Raw genomic sequence first — 22,176 nt, 5'->3', positions numbered from 1 at the left:
CTGGCAATGGCAGCTTTCCGGATAGCCGCACGCCACTACGAACGGCAGAAACGGGGTCGTTTGCCGACCGGTAGCCCTGGGGTGGGGAGCTGCCCGTCCGCTTCCGGATGTGCCTTTTGAAAGCCGGACATGCTGGTTCAGCAGAGCCGAGGCGGGAAGTGGACCACATGTGACTACGACCTGAAGCACCCGCACACTGGCCTCGTCCATCTATCGCAACGGTCGCTTCAATACCGACTCCTGAGACTCGCCTACCGCATTGGTAGCTCTCGCTTATACTCCGTCCCTAGTAGTCAAATTGGTGTAGCCAAGTACGGGCAAAAACTTCTGTAATCCCCGCAGTGGCGGTGCAACGCGAACTCAGAACGAGTCTGTCCTTCTCGCGATATACCTGCGTGTCTGTCTCAATCCGCACTCGCCATTCCCCTCGTTCATAGGTCTCGGCGAACTGGAAGCCTGCCCGGGCCGACGTGCCGTCTCGTGGCAGGATCGAATAGTCATGTGCGCCACTGCTTGTGATCCGCAAACCATCGATGTCCCTCGTTGAAGGCGTATTGACCGATACCAGCGAGACGCCTCCGGTGGTCTGATCCCAGTGAACATCGCGGCTCACATGGCCGGCCTCTATGATCCTTGAGGGCACAGGCATCGCATGGATAGCATCATCGAAAGGCGCTAGATCGTGCCAGGCGTCTGGCGGCCGCCCCGGCAGGTCAAGCTGGAGTGCCCCGGTTGCGAGCCGAATGGAATTGTCGCGCGCTTCTGGCCACACCATGGGCCAGTAGCTGGTCGACAGGGCAAGCCGCAGGCGGCTACCTGCGCCAAAGGCATGCGCGACGCTCTTGATCGGAAGGGCCACGTCGATAAACTGTCCAGGTGACACGCCCTGTGGCCGCTTGAGGCGGTGCAAACCAAACGTGACGCGCGCGACCGTTCCGTCGGGCTTCACCTCATTCAACCGGATCGCCAGCAGCGCGCGCTCTCCTTGGAACGCTACGCGCACTTTCAGCGTGGCGATGCCCACCAGATGCAGGGGTGCGGTCAGTGGGCGTGTATCGAAACACAGTGACATGCCGTCATCGAGGGCTGCATCGCTCGCGAATTCTGGGCCATTGCCACCGCCATCCAGCGGACACCACTCGCCCCCGGTCGCGCCAAGCGTCAGAGGACTGTCCAGCGTGACCTGCGCATCGTCACGGCTGCTCCATTCGCTCAATTGCCGGTCGTTGGCAAACAACGTCGTGACGGGGGCAGTTGGCGGCCAGCTGTCCAAGCCGATCCAGTCGCCACTGATTTGCGGCGCAAACGGGTCGGGCTTCGGATCGCTTCCGACCCAGAGCCGCAGAACCGGCTCATCCATGATGCCGGTATCTTCCTCCAAAAGCCAGTGACGCCACCAGCGCATGCACTCCTGAAGAAACCCGATCTGTGGTCCAGGTTGTCCCCAGGTCGGGTACATATGCGTCCACGGACCGATCAGCGCCTTTCGTGGACCGGGCAGATGCTCCATCAAGCGCAGGATAGGGTCGGTATAACCGTCGACCCAGCCGCCCACCGCCCAGACCGCGCACTGGATATCGGCGTAGTTCTCACAGACGGATCCGTGCCGCCAAAAGGAATCGCGGTCCATATGGGCCATCCAGTTTGCCAGTGGCGGCTCCAAGGCTTCCAGGCGCGTGGTCCACATCTCCTGCCATTTGTCGCCGACATGTGCCGGATCGGGCGGCCGGGCCAGCTGGGTAAACAACCCCGCCCCCCATTGCATCCCGTCGATCAACAGGCCCCCTCCCATGAAATGCACGTCGTCCCGGTATCGGTCGTCCGTGGAGCAGGTGGTGATTATCGCCTTGAGTGCTGGGGGCCGTCGCGAGGCTATTTGCAGCCCTGCGAACCCGCCCCAGGAGATGCCGATCATGCCCACGCTGCCATTGCACCAGTGCTGTGCGGCAAGCCAAGCGATCACCTCCAAAGCGTCGTCCTGTTCCTGTTTCAAATACTCGTCGCGCAACACACCCGGGGAATTGCCGGACCCGCGGATATCGACCCGGCAGGCAGCGATGCCGTTTTCGGCAAAGTAGCCGTGCATCATGCTGTCGGCGAGGGCGGTCCCGTCCGACTGACGATAGGGTATCCATTCAAGCACCACCGGCACCTTCGCTGCGGCTGCTGTCTCTGGCAACCACAGCCGCGCTGCCAATTCGATGCCGTCCGACAGTGGAATGGAGATCTGCTGGAATGGCGCTGGATGCTCGTTCGTGGTGGCTATTGGGAAATTCTGCATAAGGCTTTCTGGAATTGTGGCTGCCCAAGGGGACCGCCAAACAGGGTCGCCGGCTGGTGGGCACTTGTGAAAGTTTTGTTAAATGTCCGCGTCAGACGCGGGCAGCGGCCGGGCTGATTACTTGCGCACGACGCCGAAGTACCTGCCTGAAGCTAACTCCGAGCCGTGAACCGGGCCCCGCGACCGCATGCTGCCCAGCCGATTGGGCGCAAACCGCTATGCCTTACTTCAAGGAATAAAGTTTCGCATCATGAATATAACTTCGTTGTTCTTCGATAACTAAACTCTCTCATATCCTAAACTTCAATACCAAATTTTTCTGTGCCATATGACAAGTAATAACGCGCAGAAAAGACAACTCGCGCGGCGCGGATAAATCAAGGCCTTGGGGTTGCATTCCTTTCGGGATATCGTTTATGAGCCTTCCCACACAATGGACATTTTTCAATATATTATAGCGAACTGGTCGCTGATTGTCACTCGCACCGGTGAGCATCTGGCGATCGTTGGGGTGGCCGTCGGGCTGGCGCTGATCACAGGCGTGCCGATCGGCGTGGCTATCACCCAGAACCAGCGCGTGGCGTCAGCAACGCTGTACGCCGCCTCGATCATCATCACCCTGCCCTCGATCGCGCTTTTTGGCATAATGATCCCGATCCTGTCGGTCTTCGGGCAAGGCATCGGCTACATGCCGGCGGTGATTGCGGTGCTGCTCTATTCACAGCTGCCGATCATTCGGAACACCTACACGGCGATCTCCAACATTGACCCGGCCTTTCGCGAGGCAGCGCGTGGCATGGGGCTGACGCGGATGCAGCGTCTGTGCGAAGTCGAACTGCCCATCGCTATCCCCGTCATCATGGTAGGTGTTCGCATGGCCGTGGTGATGAATATCGGGGTCACGGCCATTGCCGCCTATATCGGCGCAGGCGGACTAGGCGCCTTCATCTCGCGCGGCATCAGCCAGACAGATCCCCGCCAGCTTATCACGGGCGCCCTCGCCGTCAGCGTCTTGGCTATTGCGGCCGACTTTGCGCTGCTCACCGTCCAACGCCTGCTTACCTCTCCGGGCCTCAGAAAATGAAGGGAGGACCCAATTGATCCGACTTGAACAGGTCTCCAAGACCTTTCCCAACTCCACCCGGCCCGCCGTCGATCGCGTGACGCTCGATGTGCCGGAAGGTGAAATCTGCGTGCTGCTCGGCCCTTCCGGCTGCGGCAAGACCACGACCATGAAAATGGTCAACCGGCTGATCGAGCCGAGCCTGGGCGAGATATTCATCGGTGACAAGAACACGGCGGACTATGATCCGGTGCAGCTCCGCCGCACCATCGGTTATGTTATCCAGCAGATCGGCCTGTTTCCAAACAAGACCATTGAAGACAATATCTGCCTGGTCCCCGACATTCTGGGTTGGGAGCGCAAGAAATCGCGCGAACGCGCGGCCGAACTGCTCGACATGGTAGCCCTTGATCCCGGCACCTTCCTCAAGCGCTACCCAAAGGAGCTATCCGGCGGGCAGCAGCAACGCATTGGCGTGCTGCGGGCCATTGCCGCCGATCCACCAGTCCTGCTGATGGACGAGCCCTTCGGCGCCATCGACCCAATCAATCGCGAGATCATCCAGGACGAGTTCCTCAAGATGCAGGCGCGGATCAAGAAGACGATCATGTTCGTAAGCCACGATATCGATGAGGCGGTCAAGATGGCCGATCGCATTGCGATTTTCCGGGACGGCAAGCTCATCCAATACGATACGCCCGACAGTATTCTGGCCCATCCGGCCGATAGCTTCGTATCTGAATTCCTGGGTGGGGATCGAACATTGAAGCGCCTGCAGTTGCTCACGGTCAACGATGCGATGCAGCATAATCCGCCCCGGGTGACGGCAGAAGACGCGTTGGAGAAGGCAGCCTCCGTCATGGCGGAGAACGGCCACCAATCCATCGTAATGGTCGGGCCCCGCGGCCGGGCGCGCGGCTATGTTCAACTGAGCGTCGCACGCGCAGGGAAGGGGAAAGTCGGTGAAAACCACGAGACCCTGCCCACGACCGTCAAACCGGGTGAGAACCTGCGCACCGCGGTGTCGACGATGTTCCGCCATGATGTGTCTTGGCTTGCCTGTATCGACGACGATGGCATATTCAAGGGTTATGTGACGCTGCGCAGCATCACCCGGATGCTGAGCGAGGCGTATCGCGATGGCTGAACGGGTGATGACCGGCGGGGGCTTGGGCCAGTGGTGGCGCGGGGGCCTCTACCTTCTTATATTTGCGCTGGGCGCCTGGGCGTGGGGCAGCGGGCTGCTGCCTGTCCTGCTCGATAATTGGGATGACATCGCCTATCTGGGCCAGCAGCATATCGAGCTTGTTGCCATTTCGGCTGGCATGGCGATCCTGTTGGGAGTGCCGCTAGGCGTTGCACTGACTCGCCCTCCTTTTCGTCGCTACGGCGACGCGGCGGTCCAGTTTCTCAACATCGGGGCAACCGTGCCCACATTGGCCGTCCTTGCCCTCTCGATGAGCCTTCTGGGGATTGGCAACACGCCGGCGATCTTCGCGCTGTTTATCGCGTCCTTGTTGCCCATCGTCAGCAACACCATGGCAGGCATACGTGCCGTTCCGCAATATCTGCTGGAGTCGGCGCGTGGCATGGGGCTCAGCGCTGGCCAGATTTTCTGGCAGGTTGAGTTGCCCAATGCGCTCTTCGTCATCTATGCGGGCATCCGCACAGCATTGGCCATCAATGTCGGTACTGCCCCGCTCGCCTTCCTAATTGGTGGCGGGGGACTGGGCGAGCTGATCTTCAGCGGCATCGCGCTCAACGAATTCGGCATGATGCTCTCAGGGGCAATTCCAACCGCCCTGTTGGCCCTCGCGGTAGATTTCCTCGTGATCCAGCTGCAGCGCTGGACCATCGCTCCCGGCGTCAATCCGCTGCGTTGAGCCGCCCCTCATCTCATTTTTAATCGATAACAGGAGAATTCCATGAAACATCCACTGCGGATCCTGGCTTTGGCTGCCATGGCCACTTTCGGCGCGACGTCTGTGCAGTCCGCGCAAATTGTCGTTGGCGGGGGAGACTATACCGAGCAACTGCTTCTCGCCGAGATCACCGCACAACTGCTCAAGCACGAAGGCTACGAGGTCGACAAGCGTGACGGGATGGGGTCCCTTGTCATCCGCAATGCCCAGGTGAACGGGCAGATCGATGTGTACTGGGAATATACCGGCACCTCGCTTGTCACTTACAACAAGATCGACACGCCGATGAGCGCCGAGGACACCTACAAAACGGTCAAGGAGCTCGACGCTGAAGTGGGCATCACGTGGCTGAACCCGTCCACCGCAAACAACACCTATGCACTGGCCGTCCGGGCAGCGAACGAGAAAACCGATGCGATCGACTCGCTCTCCGACCTGGCGGATTCCTATAACAATGACGGGGGTCTGGTGATGGCCGTTAACGCCGAATTCTCCGGCCGCCCCGATGGCTTGCCGGGCGTAGAAAAGGCCTATAGCTTCAAGACATCCCGGGCCAACACCCGCTCGATGGACTCCGGGCTTACCTATCAGGCGCTACAGAATGAGCAGGTCGATGTCGCCCTGGTGTTCTCGACCGATGGACGCATTCAAGCGTTCGACTTCCGCCTTCTAGAGGACGACAAGGCGTTTTTCCCCGATTACGCCACTGTGCCAGTGGTGCGCACATCGGTGCTCGAAGCCAATCCGGAACTCGAAGCGCCGCTCAATGCCATGTCGGCCAAACTCTCCAACACGGTTATGCAGACGCTCAATGCCAAGATCGACGTGGACAAGAGGTCCATTGAAGAGGTGGCAACTGAGTTCCTGACAGAGAACGGCTTGATCTAGATATGATTTGAGCTTCCCGTTCTCTAAACCAAACGGGAATCTTCAATCTTCGCCATACAACCGGATTGAGTGGGTACACCGACCCAGCGGCAGACCCGCTCCAGGGCTAGAAAACATTTTCACCGTGATAGCTGAACGGCGGATCCACTACCGGCGAGAACCGCGAAATGGTGTCACGCTGGTTGGGATGCGCAGTGCGCCCTGTTGCCAGCCGATCGTGCATGAAGTCCTTTCCTTCGGTGGCCTCAAGGTCCCTAATGGGCTGGAGTGACTCTCCAACAATGGTGAGCCCATTTGCCCGGCAGACTGCCAAGATATTGGCCCCTCTGGGCTACCTGCTGTTCACGACGGTTCGCAGCCCCCAAAGCAACGGCGTGTGCGAGTTGATGCGATCTACGCCGGTACGCGTGTCTGCAATTGGTGATGTTACGATTTTGCTTCGATGGCAAGTATGGGGTCGACTGCTGACTGATGCATTCGGAACGGAAAATCGCCTACGCATGTCGAAGCTGCGCCTTCCCAATCGTCCTTCAGGGAGACGCAACCCGATAGGAGACCCTGATGTCCTATATTGATGGCTTCGTACTGGCCGTTCCCGCCGCCAACAAACAAAAATATATCGCGCATGCCCGCACCGGGGCTGACCTGTTCAAGAAGCTAGGCGCCATACGCCTGGTCGAAGGCTGGGCAGACGATGTGCCTCAGGGAAAGCAGACTGATTTCTATCGTGCCACCAAGCTCGAAGAGGGTGAAGTGCCGCTCTTCTCTTGGGTCGAGTATCCCGACCGTGCCACCCGAATGAAGGCCGGCGAGGACATGATGAACGATCCCGACGTACAGACCATGTCTGAAATGCCGTTCGACGCCACGCGCATGATCTACGGCGGCTTTGAAGTGCTCAACGACACCGGAGCCACGGCCAAGCCGGGATATGTCGATGGCATGATCTCTCCGGTTCCGGTCGCCAACAAGGAAGCGTACCGCGCCGCTGCCTTGGCCCAGGCACCCCTGCTTATTGAACAAGGCGCCTTACGCGTCGTCGATACCTTGGGCGATGATGTCCCTCCCGGTGAAACCACAGACTTTCAACGAGCCGTCGCCACCAAAGCCGACGAAACCATCGGCTTGTCCTTCATCGAATGGCCATCGCGGCAAATACGCGACGCCGCATGGAGTATCCTCATGAAAGATCCTCGCATTGCCCCCGACCCCAAAATTTGGGACGCCTCCCGTTCAATCATGGGCGGCTTCGAGCCGGTCGTTGATCAGTAGCAAGTGGATCTGGAACCTCCAGCCATATAGAGACCAGGGGAGTGGCGCTTTAGGTGCCGGCCGTTGGCGCTGCGTTTGAGCTAAGGCGCTTTGTTCGATGCGGCTGCGTTCAGGGCTGATGAACAAGCCGTCCAATGGCATAAATGGGGTCGGTTCCTGCCGGACGGCAGAGCGCCCCATTCCAGCCATTCAAGGCGTCGCGCCGCGCTCCCAAGAGCGGACATAAGTACCTTCAACCGGAGTCCCAGTCGATCTGTTCGTCGCTGCGGTCCGAAAGCTAGGAGGGATGCTGGAGAAGAGCTCTGGAACTCCGAGGATGACCTTTCGATCCAAGCAATCGGGCGCGGCCTGGGCTTGAAGCCGGCGAAGAAGGTTCGGATCATAGCTGGGGTTTCTCCTTTGCCGCTTCATCCTTTAAGCTCTGCAGCAGCCGGTCGCCCCTTCGCGCTTCCTTGCCCCAGATGAACTGAAAGCTGGTGTCATACGAATAGACTTGGCGGTCCATGTTCCGTAGCCCGTTTGAATTGAACAGCGCAGCTTGTAGCCAGCCCACGTCCTTGGTTTCGTCCTGACCCTCGAAGGTGCCCCATAGGCTGAATCGCCTCGACAGCGGGAACACCACCGCGGTCTCCATCATGCCGTACCCGAAGCCGCCCATCAGGCCCTCCGGCCGCTGGATTGTCGAGATGAGGCTGACCGGATGATCGGCGGTGATCAGGTCTGGAACATTGTCGCGCAGCACACCCAAGCGCCAGCGTCGAGCCGACAGCAGATGGATCACCTTCTCGAGCGTCTCGAGCTCGAGGCGAATATGGACCAGCCGGTTCGTGACCACGTTGTATTCGCCACCCTGGATGAAGTCGCGCATGCTTTCGTACGTGGTCTCCTCCCGGACCTCGTATCCCGCGTCCTTCATGCCCTTGCGGGTTTGCTCCCATCGCGCCGGATTGGCGACCATCATTTCGCCGATCATCTTCCAGAGGCGCTCCATGACGTCAGCCCAGTTGCAACGCATCCGGGGGTTACGAATAACCAACAGCGCCATTAGGTTGAGGATGATCATCCGATCCTCGCCGTCGAATTTTTCCGTCTGGCAAACCCGACGGATCGCATTAACCGCCGAACTCTCCAGATGTGCGTATCCGTCCTCCAGAGCGTTCGGGTCTATGCCTTCGATGTCGAGGCGGTTGAAGTCTCGCTGGGCTGCCACGTTGCGGACGAGCGTGCGGAAGCTCGTCAGTGTGTCGATGTCCACAACCTGCACCCTCGCTTTGCGGCCGATGCCGTCGGCGAATCCCCGCAGGTATCCCTGCGGCACGTAGTGGTGATTTCGGGCTTCAGCCATTACTTCCTGAACCGGCCGGGCTCGCACCAGAAGCGAACCTGCACGCTATCCTGGCCTTGGAACAGGTCAGCGGCACCGGTGCAGTTTTCGTAGTTGTAATCCTTGCCGTCGACGCTATCGAAGGTGGCCACATGTATGCGCATGGTCGCATCGGTCACACTGTTTCGGTAAAGCGTGTAGACATCGCCCTCGTATTGCCCCATGGCCGGTGCGATGGACATTACCACGGCCAGCACTGCTATTATGAACCTCTGCATTCCGTGTCCCCTCACCAGATGCCAGCTTGACGGCAAATGGGGGTTACAATGGATTGCAAGTCAATCTACGCCGGCATCGCGCTGGCGTGTCTGGCAGTTCTGCCGGTGGCGTTCGATTACTCGGGGCTGCGCAGCGGCATGACCGTCGGCGAAACTAATGCAGCAGCTGCGCGGACAGGACGGCGTGCTCTCGAGCAGGCAGAGAACATGAGCGGCCTCTACACGCTCGGGTCGCCGAACCAGTCCAGCATCAACATGACCTTCTGCCAGGACCGCCTGTTCGCCCTCACGTCCGCCATTCAGGGCGGCGTCGACGCCTATTCCCAGATCGCCGAGGATATGGTCCACCGCTATGGCCAGCCGCTAGTGCAGCCGACGTCTCAGTACACGGAGCAAGGGCTGCTGTCGTCCGTGCGGATGACGTGGCCGGTCGAAGGTGGCGAGACCGTCTCGATCGACATCAGCCAGTATCGGGGTAGCACGACGTCTCGCGCAGCTATTCTGCATTCGACGTACTGTGCCCGAAGCCTTAAACTTCCCTAGTCTCTGGGCGCCACAAGCCAGTCGACCTCGGTCCCCGCCCGTGCAGCAGCAGCGACCCGCACCACCATCATTGGAGGAGGCCATCGCGACCTCCGCCTCCAGGACTTCAAATCCACTGTTATTTGGATGGGTATGTTCGGCCAAACGAGTGTTCGCTTCTGCGCCCCAATTCGGCCATTCGAACGAGCTTTGAGATTCGCCAAAGCTGACGGTCCCCATCACGCAAAGGGTCGAGAACTTACAAAGCTCCATTTTATTCATCACGGGTATACGGGGCAGGCAACTGAGCTCCGCTTCGCGAGCACGACGCCGAAGGTGTCGCCCCGCATCTACATGCAGGGCACGCCCCGGCTAGACATATTTCAGCCCCTTTGCCGCAAGCTTTTCCCGCATGCCATAGATATCGAGCCCCAGCTCCCCCGCTGCCAGCCGCTGCCGCTTGCCTTCTTCGGCCGCCACCCGCGCCTCGGCCTTCTCGGCCACGGCCGCCGCCTCTTCCCGCCGCACCACGCAGACCCCGTCATCGTCAGCGACGATAATATCGCCTGGATTGACCAGCGCTCCCGCACAGACCACCGGTACGTTGATCGAGCCCAGTGTCTCCTTTACGGTGCCCTGGGCAAAGATGGCCTTGGACCAGACTGGGAATTTCATCGCCGTGAGGTCCGCCACGTCGCGCACGCCCGCATCGATGATGAGCCCTTTGCAGCCCCGCGCCTGGGCCGAGGTGGCCAGCAGGTCGCCGAAATAGCCGTCTTCGCATTGACTGGTCGGCGCCAGCACCATGATATCGCCAGCTTTGAGCTGCTCGATGGCGACGTGGATCATCCAGTTGTCGCCCGGTGGCGCCGAGATGGTGATAGCGCTCGCCGCCAGCCGCGCCCCGGCATAGATCGGCCGCATTTGGCTAGCCAACAGCCCCTTGCGTCCCTGCGCCTCATGAACGGTGGCGACTCCGCAGGCGCCAAGCCGGTCGATGACTGACTGCTCGGCCCGCTCAATATGCTGGACGACGACGCCCATCACAGCTCATCCACGGTGCGTGGATAGATCGACTGGAACCCTTCGGCATATTTTGCGGCCCGCCCGCCGGCCTGCCCGCCCGAATTGCGCGTGAAGTGATTGGCCCGGTTCTCGGCTACGTTCTTGTAGTAGTGCCAGAGGTGCTCCTGTCCCTCCATGGCCTGGATGGCGGCCCATTTCTTGTCCCACACATCGGTGATGTCGAGGAAGACGTCCGGCGTCCAGTTCATCTGCTCGGTCTGGTGCGGCTCGAACAGGTAGACCTGCGGCGCGCCCAGGATCTTCTGCCCTGGATTATGCCCCCAGGCCTGGGCAATCGCCCGGCACTCCAGCGTCCACTGCGACACATACATATGGTCGGTGTTGTAGGGATCGTATTTGGAATGGGTCATGATGAAGCTCGGCTGGGTGGCCCGCATCACCTCGACCAGCCGGTCCTTGGCTTCCCGTGTCATCTCCAGCGGATAGTCGCCCAGGTCGAAGAACTGGATGTCATGCACGTCGAGCGCCCTGGCGGCATTCTCGGCCTCGCGGCGCCGCTCGGTCTTGACCCTGTCCAGCGTCATGCCTTCCCGCTTCCACAGCTTGGCGCTTTCCCCGCGCTCGCCATAGGAGAGGCACACCACGGTCACGTCGTAGCCCTTGGCGGCATGGGCGGCGATGGCGCCGCCGCAGCGCCAGACGAAGTCCGCCGAGTGGGCGGAAACGATAAGAACGGCTTTTTTAGTCATGTCATAACCCCGAAATGAGCAGGTCTTGGATTCTTGTCGGCACGCGTCCGAACAGAGTGGATGGAAATCAGTCTTCGACGAACACGGTCTGACGGGTCTTGCGCAATTTCGGTAGGGCCGCAAAGATCAGCATTGCAGTGGCTATCGAGAGCAGCACTGCCGAAACCGGCCGGGATACGAAGACGGAAAAATCGCCTTGCGAGAGCACGAGTGCGCGGCGGAAATACTCTTCCACCATCGGCCCCAGAATAAAGCCAAGCAGCAGTGGGGCGGGTTCGCAATCAAGCTTGGAGAGGATATAACCCGCAGCACCAAAGCCGGCGACCATGAAGACGTCGAGCACCGAATAGGAGCTGGCGTAAACACCGATGCAGCAGAACATTAGGATGGCAGGGAACAGCATAGAATATGGAATGCGTAACAGCCGTACCCACATGCCGATGAGCGGCAGATTGAGGACCACCAGGAACAGATTCCCGATCCACATCGACACGATCAGGCCCCAGAACAGCTCGGGGTTATTAGTGATAACCGACGGGCCAGGCTGGATATTGTGGATGACCATCGCACCAAGCATCAGAGCCATCGTTGCGGATCCGGGAATGCCCAGCGTGAGGGTGGGGATGAAGGAGGTCTGGGCGGCCGCATTATTCGCCGATTCAGGACCGGCCACGCCTTCGATCGCGCCGTGACCCAGTTCGTGCTTGAATTTGGAAACCTTCTTTTCAAGGCTATAAGCAAAAAAGGACGCCAAAGACACACCGGCGCCGGGCAGGACACCTAGAAAAGAACCAAGCGCCGAGCCGCGCAGAATGGCGGGGGTCATGCGCTTGATATCCTCCCTGGTTGGCATGATGGAGGTGATAGGCGCGACCTGGCCCTCCCCGCTCTTGTGGCGCTCAAGCGTGCTGACGATTTCAGCGAAGGCAAAAATGCCGATCGAGATGACGATGAAGTCAATGCCTTCCCAAAGGGCGACGCTGCCGAAGGAAAAGCGCACCACCCCGGAATTTACGTCCATGCCGATGAGGCCGATCAACAGACCGAGCACAATCATGCACAGCGACTTCAGCAAAGGACCCGAAGTCAGCGACACCGCTCCGACGAGCCCAAGAAACATCAGCGCAAAGTATTCGGCCGGACCAAAGCTGAAGGCAATCTGAGCGATCGGACCGGAAAAAACGGCGAGCGCCAAAACGCCGACGGTGCCGGCCACAAAAGAGCCGATGGCGGCGGCTGCAAGGGCCGCGCCAGCCCTGCCCTTCTTGGCCATCTGATGCCCGTCGATCGTGGTCACGACCGATGAGGCTTCCCCGGGCAGATTGACGAGGATAGCCGTCGTCGATCCACCGTACGCTGCACCATAATAGATGCCGGCCAGCATGATCAGGGCACCAATCGGGGTCAGCCCGAAAGTGAAGGGTAGCAGCATTGAGATCGTCGTCAGGGGCCCAAGGCCAGGCAAGACGCCGATCAGCGTACCGAGGAAGCAGCCAATACCCGCATAGATCAGGTTCTCGAGGGTCAGCGCCGTCTGCAGGCCGAGCGAAAGATTGGCAATAAAATCCATGGCCTTGCGTCCTTAGTAGCCGAGAAAGGTCGGCAAGAGTGGGATCTGCAACTTGAGCAGTAGGTGGAAAATCCCCAGGCCAATGACCATTTGGACACCGATATTAGCGAGGATGACACGAGGCGGCGCACCCGGGGCGGCAAGACTTGTGATGGCCGCGCAGATCGTGAGGGTCACCAGCAACCCCATCGACTGGATCAACAAGCCAAAGACCACCGTCGCGAGGATGATGATCCCGAGACCACGAAAATTGAGGGATTCGAGTCTGCCATCCATTTCAGGCTCCCCACGCAGGGCGGTGAGGATCACACCGCCTCCGAGTAGCGTGAGCAAGGAGCCCAGCATCAGGGGAAAGAAGCCGGGACCCATGCGTCCAGGCGTGCCTAGGCGATATTCCATGGACGAAATGGCGAAGAACAATCCAATGGCGACAAAAATCGCTCCGGCTGTTAGGTCTTTTTGACTTCTGATAGACACCTGGCGCCCCCTAGATGGCGAATACGAGCCGCCTCAAGAGGCAGCTCGCATCACGATAGTTCTATTCTGGGCGAATCCCCTGCTCATCGGCGACCTTGCGCCAAGTCGCATACTCACTCTTCACCTGCTCGGTAAATTCTTCGGGCGAGCCCCAGAGCGGGCGGCCACCGTCGCGCTGCAGGAACTCGGCCATCTCTGGCGTCTGCAGAACGGCGTTCAGATCAGCATTGATCTGAGCAACGAGAGCGGGGTCCATGCCCTTGGGTCCGAAAAGGCCCCACCAGTTCTCGATGATTGCGTCTTCAAGGCCCAGTTCGCCAGCGCTGGGCAGATCGGGCAGCGTATCGGAGCGCTCGGCGCTGGACACCAGAATGCCGGTCATCAAACCTTCGCGGACATGGGGGATCACCTGGGTGATGCTGCCATAGAAGAGATCAGCATGGCCACCGATCACGTCGGTCATGGCCGGCGAGCCGCCATTGTAGTGGACAGGCGACATCTTGAGGCCAGCAGCGCTGCGCAAAATTTCTGAGGCGAACTGGTTGAGCGAACCGACACCGACCGTGGCATAGTTGAGCTCGCGTTCTTTGGCGAGGGCAGCAAACTCTTCATAATTGGAGACCCCGAGTGCGGGGCTGGTTGCCAGCAGCAGCGGCGTAGCGCCGATGCGGCCGATATGGGTCAGTTCTTCGGCGGGATCGACTAGCGGCGTTTCCTGGATCGCCGCACTCATGGTCACCGTGGCCGAGTTGACGAGCAGGGTATAGCCGTCGGGCGCGGCCTGTGCGACTTGGCCGGTTGCCAGCAAGGTACCTGCTCCGGGGATATTCTCGACCACGATTGTCTGGCCCCAGGTTGCACCTAGCTTGTCGGCAAGAAAGCGGCCGACGAGGTCCACGGCACCACCGGGTGCAAAGGGTACTATCAGCTTGACCGGACGATCGGGATAGTTCTGCGCCGATGCAGCGCCTGCACCGGCAAGCACTAGAATGGACGAGGTCAGCAAGGCTCTAAGCAGTTTCATAAAGTATCCTCCCTTGGTAGTTGGTTTTGGGTCTTTCCTGACCCTTCTGGTTAAACAAACAGGCTGTCGAGAGTGACCGAAGGGGGCACAATTTGTTGCTCGATCGAGAAGTCGAGCAGCATCTGCATGGACTTTCGGTTGGGCTCAAGGCCCGATTGGTAAAGCGGAAGGCCAGGAGGCAGGCCATGGCGAGTGCTATCGAGATCACCCTGCTCCTTGGCCAATTCCCTGGCTTCATCGAATAGGTCGGTCACCGCTTCCACCAGCCATGGATGAGCCTCCAGTACCGGGCGGCGAAGGCACAGGACGTGGTTCACGGGGAAGACGCCAGTCCGACCATACCATTCGGCGCCTGCTTCGAGAGCATGGGGAATGACTGGGCGGGTTCCATTCGGGATACCATGAAGACCAGTAATGGCGTCGACCTTGCCCGATTTCAGCAGATTGAGCAGGCTTTCCTCGCTCTCTTCGAGCGTAACGAAATCGGGATCGACGAATTCGGGCACATGCGGGCCTTCCTGGATGACCCACTCGATGTCGCGCAAGTTGACTCCATATTCGCGCTGGAGGATGCCGCGGATCCAGATGCCGGTCGTCTGCGGCCAGGAACGGGCCAGCACGCGACGACCTGTCAGATCCTGTGGGACCTTTATATCGGAATCCAAGCTGCAAAGGATTGAGGTATGGTGCATGCGGCACGAGGCCGGTATGGGCAGGCCAACAATAGGCACCCCGGCATGCATCGCCTGGGCCAGCGTAGCAATCGGCATTTCGGAGAGATCGAATTCCAGTTCGCGCACCATGCGGCGGAAAGCGACGTAGAACGGCTCGACATGGATCATCTCAAGATCGAAGCGCTCAGAGCTGACCGATCCCTGACGCACCGGGCGAACCTGTACCATGTCACCAATAGCGCATTTGAGCTGCAAGACGGGCTCCACTGAATTCCCCTGGACGCGGCCCGATCACGCCATCGGGCTCTAAGTCAGAGGAATATTCGGCTTGCAGGGAATTTGGTCAAATGCGATGAATCTCTAAACCTATAACCAAATGACATAGTTGCCATGGCTTGGCGTTTCAAACTTCGACACATGGAAGCCTTTCGCGCACTGATGCTCACCGGCAGCACCATTGAAGCAGGGCGGACGCTCAATATCAGTCAACCGGCAGTGAGCCGAACGCTGGCAGAGCTCGAAGGGCAACTTGGCACCGCGCTTTTCCTCCGACTGGGGGGGCGGCTTGTGCCTACGCCACGCGCAGAATGGTTGTTTGAGGAATCACAGGAAACGCTGGCACGAGTGGACCATCTTGATGCCGTGTTGCGCGATATCGACCGCATGCCGCAGCGCCCGATCCGTCTGTTTGCCAACTCCGCCATGGCGCATTCCATTCTTCCAGACGCGCTCCTGCTGTTTCAGCAGTCGCATCCGCAGATCACCGTCTCAACTGACGTGGTGGCTCGCCGGGACAATCGGCGTTGGCTCAATGATCAGGAGTTTGACCTCGCGGTGACCATGCTACCCGTAGAATACCCTGCCGATCTGATTACCAACCTTCCCGTCGGGGAAGGCGTGTGCATTTTGCCGCCGGGTCACCATCTAAGTGAGAAGCAGGTTATCGACCTAGCTATGCTCGATGATGAGCCGTTGGTTGTGCTTCAAACCCATAACCTTACTCGCTACAAAGTCGAGCAGGCCTTCGAAAGCGCCGGCCTGCGCTGCCGGATCGCCGTCGAGACGGCGACGGCGGCCTCGCTGGTTATGTTTGTCACCGCTGGCCTTGGCGGCGGCATCATCGACCCATTCACTGCGCTCAAGCTTAAGTCGCTTGGCTACATCCGCAAAGAGCTGCGGCCGCGCATTGAATTCTCCTTCGGCATCTTGAAACCGATGCGCGTCCAGGCGCGCCCAGAACTCGCCGACCTTTCGATCTGCATCGAAAGCGCCTACCTCACCGCAATGACAGACGCGCAAAACCTCTAACCTGGTGCTGAACGGATCGTCCGGGTGGCTCGGGTTCCTACCTTACTGTGAAGAATTGCATCCTTAGGCATCGGGCGCGCCTGACATCGTGCAGTAACGCCTAAACTCTTGACGATCGGGGTTGCGACCGGGTCAGCACTGCGCCCCATTCCGGTCGTTCAAGCAGCACGTTCGACCTCCCCAAAGCTGCCGTTGGTGGCCGGCCGTAGAAACTGCGTAGGCAGGTGGGTTGAGGCTCGTGCAGGACCGAAGGAGCCTTCTCATCCTTCCTTCGGGCAAGCCATCAGTGCCCGCATGCTCACCGCTGCCCTTTCATGCACCCGGGAATCAGTTCAAAGCAGATGCGGGCTGAACGAGGTACACGCTGACATGACAATTGAACGCGGGATCGAAGACGAAAGTACCAAGCCGAGAAGGAAGCTGGATCCCCAAATCATCAAGGAAGTATTGGATTTCACAGCCAAGCATCTAGAGCCCGAAGACTGGCTCGAACGCCAAGTCCCCTTCATCAAGGACGATCGGCTTACCCGAGAGCTGAACCAAGCTTTCCGATCAGCCCGTTACATCGAGAAGCTCGGGCTGGCGCTTGAAGTCGAGGGGGACATGCGGCACCCGCATCTGAAATACCAGATCGTCCAGTATGCGTCGATATACGAGGCTATCGTGTCCTACCTCCTGTTCAACCATTACAAGGATCACCCGGTCGTAGGGCAGCTGCTGACGGAAACGGTGCTGGTAACGGTTGCTCCTGTCTCAAAATCAATCGCCGACGCCAACGACGGTTCGCAGCTACTCTACTGCAAGAAAAAATCGGGCCCTCGCGATGCAACCTACATAAGGTTCGAGGACAAGCTCAAAGCAGCTGAGCGGATTGGATTCCTAAAGCCGGAGCACAAGCCAGAGATCCTCGCCATCTACAAGACACGCAACGCAATTCATCTGGAAAGCGCTGTCAAGAATAGCGTGACTTACGAAGCAAAGCAGTCTCGAGTTGCCTACGAGCGTCTTAAGCCGTTTCTAACCAACATCGCCGCGCACTTGAAAGAAGCGGATGGAACGCCGACTTCGGGACGCTAACCGGTGGCGGGAGTGAAGGCGATTTCCGATACCCCAGGTGGAAACGGCGCCCCTGACCGGAAGGGCGACTGGCTAGTCGAAGGCAGGATCGACGCCGGCGGCAACGCCGATGTGTTCCGGGTGCGCCACGGCATCAACGGCCAAGTCGCTGCACTGAAGCTCCTCAGGAACATGGGAGCGGAATCCTACGCCCGCTTCCGCAACGAAGTGACGGCACTCGGCAAGTTGGGACAGCTCCACGGGATCGTGCCGATGATCGACCACAGCTTTCCTGATGGCGGCGAACGACCTTGGTACGTCATGCCGTTGGCCCGGGGCATAGATGACTGGTTGGATGGCAAGGATAGCAAGGCGATCGTCGAGGGTTTCATCCACCTGGGCGAAACGTTGGCCGAACTGCATTCTCTCGGGATGGCACATAGGGATATCAAACCGCAGAACATCCTCGAGCTGGACGGTCGGCTCTGTTTTTCCGATTTCGGCCTTGTGAAATATCCTGGCCTAAGCCCGGTGACACCGCAGCGGCGGGATGTGGGCGCCAAGTTCACCATGGCACCGGAGATGAGGCGTCAGGCCGGCGCTGCTGACGGCCTGCGTGCCGACGTTTTTTCCTTCGCCAAAACTCTGTGGATCTGTCTGACACAGGAAGTGCTTGGCTTCGACGGCCCTTATATCGCGACCTCGAATGTCGGGTTAAGCAAGTACCTGCCCGACATGTACACGACCGTCCTTGATGACTTGATTGCCGATTGCACCCAGCACGACCCATCAGCGAGGCCGTCGATAAGCGCGGTGGTCGCCGGGCTGCGTGAGTGGCTCCTCATCATCGGTGACTTTTTCCTCCGCAACCACCGGGAATGGAGGGAATTCGCCGATCGGTTCTTCCCGATAAGCACGCCGTCAGAAGCTGTCTGGACCGACCCCGGTTCCATCGTCAGTGTCCTGGACCAGATCGCCAAGGTCCCCAGCCTCAACCACATGTTCCTGCCGAACGGTGGCGGTTTTGCCCTGAAGGGCGCGCGCATGGCAGCGGAACCCGGTCTCATCGAACTGGACGTGGACCTGACGATATTGCTCAAGCCCTTGAAGGTGACATTCGTGTCGTTCGGGCTGGATACCAAGTGGGACTATCTGCGTCTTGAGGCCGACAGGATAGAGCCGACCGGCCACTACCCCGTGGATGAAAACGACCTGCACGAGTACCTGTCCGAACTCGGACCCGGGCGATACGGCCATCCCGACGTCTGGGAATATGCCCGTGAGACCGATCGGGTCCTGCCGCCCGGCTCCCGAGGTGTCACCCGTTACTTGCGCGGCAGTTTCGTGTTCTTTAGCACCGCCTCCCCGTATAACCAGGACACGACCACCTACGATGCGCGTCACCACGCCATGTCCGAGGCGGAGTTCCGCCAATACATCGGACGCAACGCGACACGCTCAGCGGCCAAGGCATCCCGAGAATTCAGCGGCTGATTCCATCAGCGTAACGACACCGCCGGTTTCACCGACCGCGGCGCCACCGACGATCATCCCGCGAGGAGTTGGCCCATTAGGCAGAGGCGTCGATCCGGGCTTCATAAGGAGCCGGTGACGATATCCCCCTCCGTAACGCCACATAAAGTAATCGTCCGCCGAAGATCCCGATATTCAGCCGGTCGGTTGCCCGTACCGTGCGGGGCGCGACGCCGGGCACCTTGACTCGAAGGCGCACCGCATCTTCACTAGCCGCCTGCGGATCAGTCCCGGTTGGTCAAAGGACATTCAGTGCCCGAATACGATTTCCATCAGCTGTCCGCGCACGACTTGGAGTTGCTGACCCGCGACCTGCTGCAGGCCCACTGGATGATGGACATCGAGAGCTTCAAGTCGGGCAAGGACGGCGGCGTCGACCTAAGGCACGCGAGCGGCCCGCACAAGACGATCATCCAGGTGAAGCACTACCACAGGACCGGTCTGCGTGGCCTAGTACGCGACTTACAGGCCGAAGCGGCGAAGGTAAGGACCCTCTCGCCGTCGAGATATCTACTGGTGACCTCGGTGCCGCTGTCGGCGGGGAACAAAGACGAGATCGTTGCCGCGATCGGACCGGACCTTCTGAAGCCGCAGGACGTGATTGGCCAGGAGGGTCTTAACGACCTCCTGGGCCAGCATCCCGAAGTGGAGGGACGGCACTTCAAGCTCTGGTTGGCAAGCCGGGGCGTGCTCGATCGCGTACTCAACAACGCCGCGGTGACTAACAGCGAGTTCAAGGCTCAACAGGTATACGAGAAGGCCCGTCGATACGTCCAGAGCAACACGTACCCGCGAGCCATGGAGATCATCAGCAAGAACGGCATTCTGGTCATTTCCGGCGCCCCCGGCGTGGGTAAGACAACGCTTGCCGATCTGCTGCTCTATACCCACCTTGAGGACGGCTACCAGGCGATCATCGTTCAGAAGGATATCGACGAGGCGGCCAACCTGTTCCAGCGCGGTACCCGCCAGATCTTCTATTTCGACGATTTCATGGGTGCAACATTCCTGGGCGAGAACGGTCTCGTAGCCAATGGCGACGACCGGGTACTGCTAGACTTCATCTCGATGATCAGGAGCGACAGCGACTCCAGGCTGGTTCTCACCACCCGTGAGCACATCTATGCCCAAGCCATGGGCCGCTCGGAACGGCTGCGGAACTCCGAGATCGACGACTTTCGCGTGGTGCTGAGCATGCCGGCGTATTCGATCCGCCATCGGGCGCAGATACTTTACAACCACCTGTACTTCAGCGAGCTGCCGCACGGATATCGGGCGGAGTTGCTCAAGAACGACTTTTACATGAAGATCGTACGGCACGAGAAGTTTAACCCCCGCTTAATCGAATGGCTGTCGACATTCCGGCGGGTCAAGCAGCATCCCGTCGAGCAGTATCAAGCCTTTGTCACCCGCCTGCTGCAGGACCCGTCCGAGATCTGGCAGCATGCCTACGAGCACGAGATCACCGATGCAAGCCGGTCTCTGCTCCTGGCACTGGTTTCCGTGGAGGGGAGCATCACCGCAGAGAGCCTCAAGGTAGCGTTCGACGCACTGCACCGGACACGGGCGGCGCGCTACGGGTTCAATACCGCGCCATCGGACTACAGGAACGCCCTGCGTGACCTCAACGGGAGCTTCATAAAGCCCTCAGGCAAGGCCGCATACGAGGTGCTTGACCCTTCCGTCCTCGACCTGATGAACAGCATACTCCGGCAGGAGCCCGACAACGCGATCGACATCCTCTCCGGGGCGGTCGGTTTCGTCCAAGTGCAGCAGATCTGGAAAATCGCCGGGAGCAACGGCGGCGATCCGATCCGGAAGGCGATGGTCCTGCACCAGATGCGGTTCGCAGACCGCTGCAGGACAGTGGCGATGCAGGACCGCCGCAACACCGGGACCAGCGGCGTATACTACACCGGACCGACGTTCGAGACGCGGCTGACCACGACGTTCGAGATGGCGGAACATATGCCCGGCGGCCCAATCGCGGCCCTGATCCAGCCGCTCTATGAACGGCTGCGGACCGAGACCGCGAACGGCGGCGGTGTATTGTCGGACGTTCCGGCCCTGTTGGAAGCGGCGGCGGCGTGTAAGGTACTCCCACCCGACTTGGCCGCGGACATCGCCCGCTCCCTAGTGGTCAACGCGATCGAGGAGGCCCGCAAAGGCTGCAGCCTCGGTGAACTCCGCGACCTCGTCAACGCGTTGGAGATCGACCCCGAGGCTGACGGCTCTTCCCTTGAGGCGCTACAGGAGGCGTTCGACAAGATGCGGGACCAGACCTTCGACGACGAGCTAAGAGAATGTCGGTCCCCTGACGCTTTCGAGGGGCTGAAGGAAGACCTGGAACTCCTGGGGGATGCCATACTCGTCGACGTGGATGGGTTGCTTGAACGGGTAAATAACGCATCAGGAGACCACTACGGCAACGGCTCCGATCGCGACGATTATGCCTATGACCGATACAAGGACAGCCGGGCCGAGAGCTATTTCGCCGACAAAGAGCTGAGTGAGATGTTCGGTTCACTCCGCGACGAAAGCTAGGCAGCTTGAACGGCTAGGTTTCGCCCGACTACGTGCGGCGCCGCTGCGCGGAGGCGGAGACTGCGGACCTCATAGGGCGGGATCTTGCACAGCTCGCGCTTGAGTGCCTCGACAGATAGGTTGCGTACTTGGCCGCGACGTCCTCGACGCTGTGGCCGAAGAGGAACCGCTCATAACGGTCTGGTTGCACGTCGCTTGTGTCAGACCGGTATCTATCGCTTATGTGTTGCACAGGAGCCGCCTGTCGCTTCCGGGCCCAAAACGTTTGTCGGCAAAAATTGTATTTGGATGTCTGCTTTAGGATCGCCAGTTACAAAAAGCTGCCATTCCGCAAACGGCCCCAAGTGCCACTCGAAACGGGGCTGCCTGACAGACCGTCTAGCTTTTCTCCTCCTTTCGCTTGTTGTCAGCTCTAGCCGCGGACTCTGTGAGAGGTTCGAGCCGCATCAAGGCGGCGAACTCCTCATGCGTTAGAAAACCTAGCGCGACCGCCGTCGCCTCGACTGAGTGTCCGCTCCCCTGGGCCGCCTTCGCAACCGCGACCGCGTTCTCGTAGCCGATACGAGGCACTAAAGCTGTTACAGCAACGAGGCTGTTGCTCAAAAGGCTCGCAATTCGCGTCTCGTCGGCAACGATCCCTGTCACGCATCGCTCTGTCAGCACCG

General features: G+C 59.6%; 19 protein-coding genes and 1 pseudogene. 10 read left to right on the top strand and 10 right to left on the bottom strand.

The window, feature by feature from the left end; translation table 11 throughout:
• Positions 1 to 286 precede the first annotated feature (286 nt).
• Positions 287 to 2,281 (bottom strand): CocE/NonD family hydrolase, encoded by a 1,995-nt coding sequence (locus tag HRU92_RS16295; RefSeq protein WP_173088647.1) that lies wholly within the window; start codon positions 2,279 to 2,281, stop codon positions 287 to 289.
• Positions 2,282 to 2,714: 433 nt separating this feature from the next.
• Between HRU92_RS16295 and HRU92_RS16290 the strand changes: the two genes are divergently transcribed.
• From HRU92_RS16290 to HRU92_RS16270, 5 genes are all read left to right on the top strand, one after another.
• Positions 2,715 to 3,365 (top strand): ABC transporter permease, encoded by a 651-nt coding sequence (locus HRU92_RS16290; RefSeq protein WP_173088644.1) that lies wholly within the window; start codon positions 2,715 to 2,717, stop codon positions 3,363 to 3,365.
• Positions 3,366 to 3,378: 13 nt separating this feature from the next.
• On the top strand, positions 3,379 to 4,491 hold the full coding sequence (locus HRU92_RS16285; protein WP_173088642.1) for an ABC transporter ATP-binding protein: 1,113 nt from the start codon (positions 3,379 to 3,381) through the stop codon (positions 4,489 to 4,491).
• Positions 4,484 to 5,227, top strand: coding sequence for an ABC transporter permease (locus HRU92_RS16280; RefSeq protein WP_210259528.1), 744 nt, complete (start codon positions 4,484 to 4,486; stop codon positions 5,225 to 5,227). The genes HRU92_RS16285 and HRU92_RS16280 overlap by 8 nt, the downstream gene beginning before the upstream one ends.
• Before the next feature lie 42 nt (positions 5,228 to 5,269).
• Positions 5,270 to 6,154 carry a glycine betaine ABC transporter substrate-binding protein gene (locus tag HRU92_RS16275; RefSeq protein ID WP_173088640.1) on the top strand — a complete coding sequence of 295 codons (885 nt, stop codon included), beginning with the start codon at positions 5,270 to 5,272 and terminating at the stop codon, positions 6,152 to 6,154.
• 561 nt (positions 6,155 to 6,715) lie between these two features.
• Positions 6,716 to 7,426, top strand: coding sequence for a DUF1428 domain-containing protein (locus tag HRU92_RS16270; protein WP_173088638.1), 711 nt, complete (start codon positions 6,716 to 6,718; stop codon positions 7,424 to 7,426).
• A gap of 379 nt (positions 7,427 to 7,805) precedes the next feature.
• On the opposite strand, the gene HRU92_RS16265 is transcribed toward HRU92_RS16270, so the two are convergent.
• Both HRU92_RS16265 and HRU92_RS16260 read right to left on the bottom strand, forming a co-directional pair.
• A complete protein-coding gene (locus HRU92_RS16265) occupies positions 7,806 to 8,771 on the bottom strand; it encodes a DUF4238 domain-containing protein (RefSeq protein WP_173088636.1) in 966 nt (321 codons plus the stop codon).
• Positions 8,771 to 9,028 (bottom strand): hypothetical protein, encoded by a 258-nt coding sequence (locus HRU92_RS16260; RefSeq protein ID WP_173088634.1) that lies wholly within the window; start codon positions 9,026 to 9,028, stop codon positions 8,771 to 8,773. The genes HRU92_RS16265 and HRU92_RS16260 overlap by 1 nt, the downstream gene beginning before the upstream one ends.
• Positions 9,029 to 9,076: 48 nt before the next feature.
• Between HRU92_RS16260 and HRU92_RS16255 the strand changes: the two genes are divergently transcribed.
• Positions 9,077 to 9,571 (top strand): hypothetical protein, encoded by a 495-nt coding sequence (locus tag HRU92_RS16255; RefSeq protein WP_173088632.1) that lies wholly within the window; start codon positions 9,077 to 9,079, stop codon positions 9,569 to 9,571.
• Between the two features lie 351 nt (positions 9,572 to 9,922).
• Here the strand turns inward: HRU92_RS16255 and HRU92_RS16250 are convergent, their stop codons facing one another.
• From HRU92_RS16250 to HRU92_RS16225, 6 genes are all read right to left on the bottom strand, one after another.
• On the bottom strand, positions 9,923 to 10,594 hold the full coding sequence (locus HRU92_RS16250; protein WP_173088630.1) for a 4-carboxy-4-hydroxy-2-oxoadipate aldolase/oxaloacetate decarboxylase: 672 nt from the start codon (positions 10,592 to 10,594) through the stop codon (positions 9,923 to 9,925).
• The gene (locus HRU92_RS16245) at positions 10,594 to 11,325 is read right to left on the bottom strand and encodes a PIG-L deacetylase family protein (protein WP_173088629.1); all 732 of its coding nucleotides are present in this window, start codon (positions 11,323 to 11,325) and stop codon (positions 10,594 to 10,596) included. Before HRU92_RS16245 ends, HRU92_RS16250 begins: the two co-directional genes overlap by 1 nt.
• A gap of 67 nt (positions 11,326 to 11,392) precedes the next feature.
• Positions 11,393 to 12,895: a tripartite tricarboxylate transporter permease gene (locus HRU92_RS16240; protein ID WP_173088627.1), complete on the bottom strand. Its 1,503-nt coding sequence runs from the start codon at positions 12,893 to 12,895 to the stop codon at positions 11,393 to 11,395.
• Between the two features lie 12 nt (positions 12,896 to 12,907).
• Positions 12,908 to 13,372, bottom strand: coding sequence for a tripartite tricarboxylate transporter TctB family protein (locus HRU92_RS16235; protein ID WP_173088625.1), 465 nt, complete (start codon positions 13,370 to 13,372; stop codon positions 12,908 to 12,910).
• 61 nt (positions 13,373 to 13,433) lie between these two features.
• Entirely contained in the window at positions 13,434 to 14,396 is a 963-nt protein-coding gene (locus HRU92_RS16230; protein ID WP_173088623.1) for a tripartite tricarboxylate transporter substrate binding protein, read from the bottom strand.
• A gap of 50 nt (positions 14,397 to 14,446) precedes the next feature.
• Positions 14,447 to 15,325: a hypothetical protein gene (locus HRU92_RS16225; protein ID WP_173088621.1), complete on the bottom strand. Its 879-nt coding sequence runs from the start codon at positions 15,323 to 15,325 to the stop codon at positions 14,447 to 14,449.
• A 135-nt stretch (positions 15,326 to 15,460) separates the two neighbouring features.
• On the opposite strand from HRU92_RS16225, the gene HRU92_RS16220 reads away from it, so the two are divergent.
• From HRU92_RS16220 to HRU92_RS16205, 4 genes are all read left to right on the top strand, one after another.
• Positions 15,461 to 16,378 (top strand): LysR substrate-binding domain-containing protein, encoded by a 918-nt coding sequence (locus HRU92_RS16220; RefSeq protein ID WP_173088619.1) that lies wholly within the window; start codon positions 15,461 to 15,463, stop codon positions 16,376 to 16,378.
• 369 nt (positions 16,379 to 16,747) lie between these two features.
• A complete protein-coding gene (locus HRU92_RS16215) occupies positions 16,748 to 17,455 on the top strand; it encodes a hypothetical protein (protein ID WP_173088617.1) in 708 nt (235 codons plus the stop codon).
• Positions 17,456 to 17,467: 12 nt separating this feature from the next.
• Positions 17,468 to 18,928, top strand: a complete 1,461-nt coding sequence (locus HRU92_RS16210) for a protein kinase (RefSeq protein WP_173088615.1) — start codon at positions 17,468 to 17,470, stop codon at positions 18,926 to 18,928.
• A 291-nt stretch (positions 18,929 to 19,219) separates the two neighbouring features.
• On the top strand, positions 19,220 to 21,511 hold the full coding sequence (locus HRU92_RS16205; RefSeq protein WP_173088613.1) for a restriction endonuclease: 2,292 nt from the start codon (positions 19,220 to 19,222) through the stop codon (positions 21,509 to 21,511).
• A 378-nt stretch (positions 21,512 to 21,889) separates the two neighbouring features.
• Here HRU92_RS16205 and HRU92_RS16200 read toward each other — a convergent pair.
• A pseudogene (locus tag HRU92_RS16200) lies at positions 21,890 to 22,176 on the bottom strand (hypothetical protein); the annotation flags it as partial.

This window comes from Devosia sp. 1635, assembly GCF_013185955.1.
In the GTDB taxonomy this organism is placed as follows: Bacteria; Pseudomonadota; Alphaproteobacteria; order Rhizobiales; family Devosiaceae; genus Devosia.
Note: the sequence above shows the minus strand (reverse complement) of the source record. Positions and strands in the feature narration are given on the sequence as shown.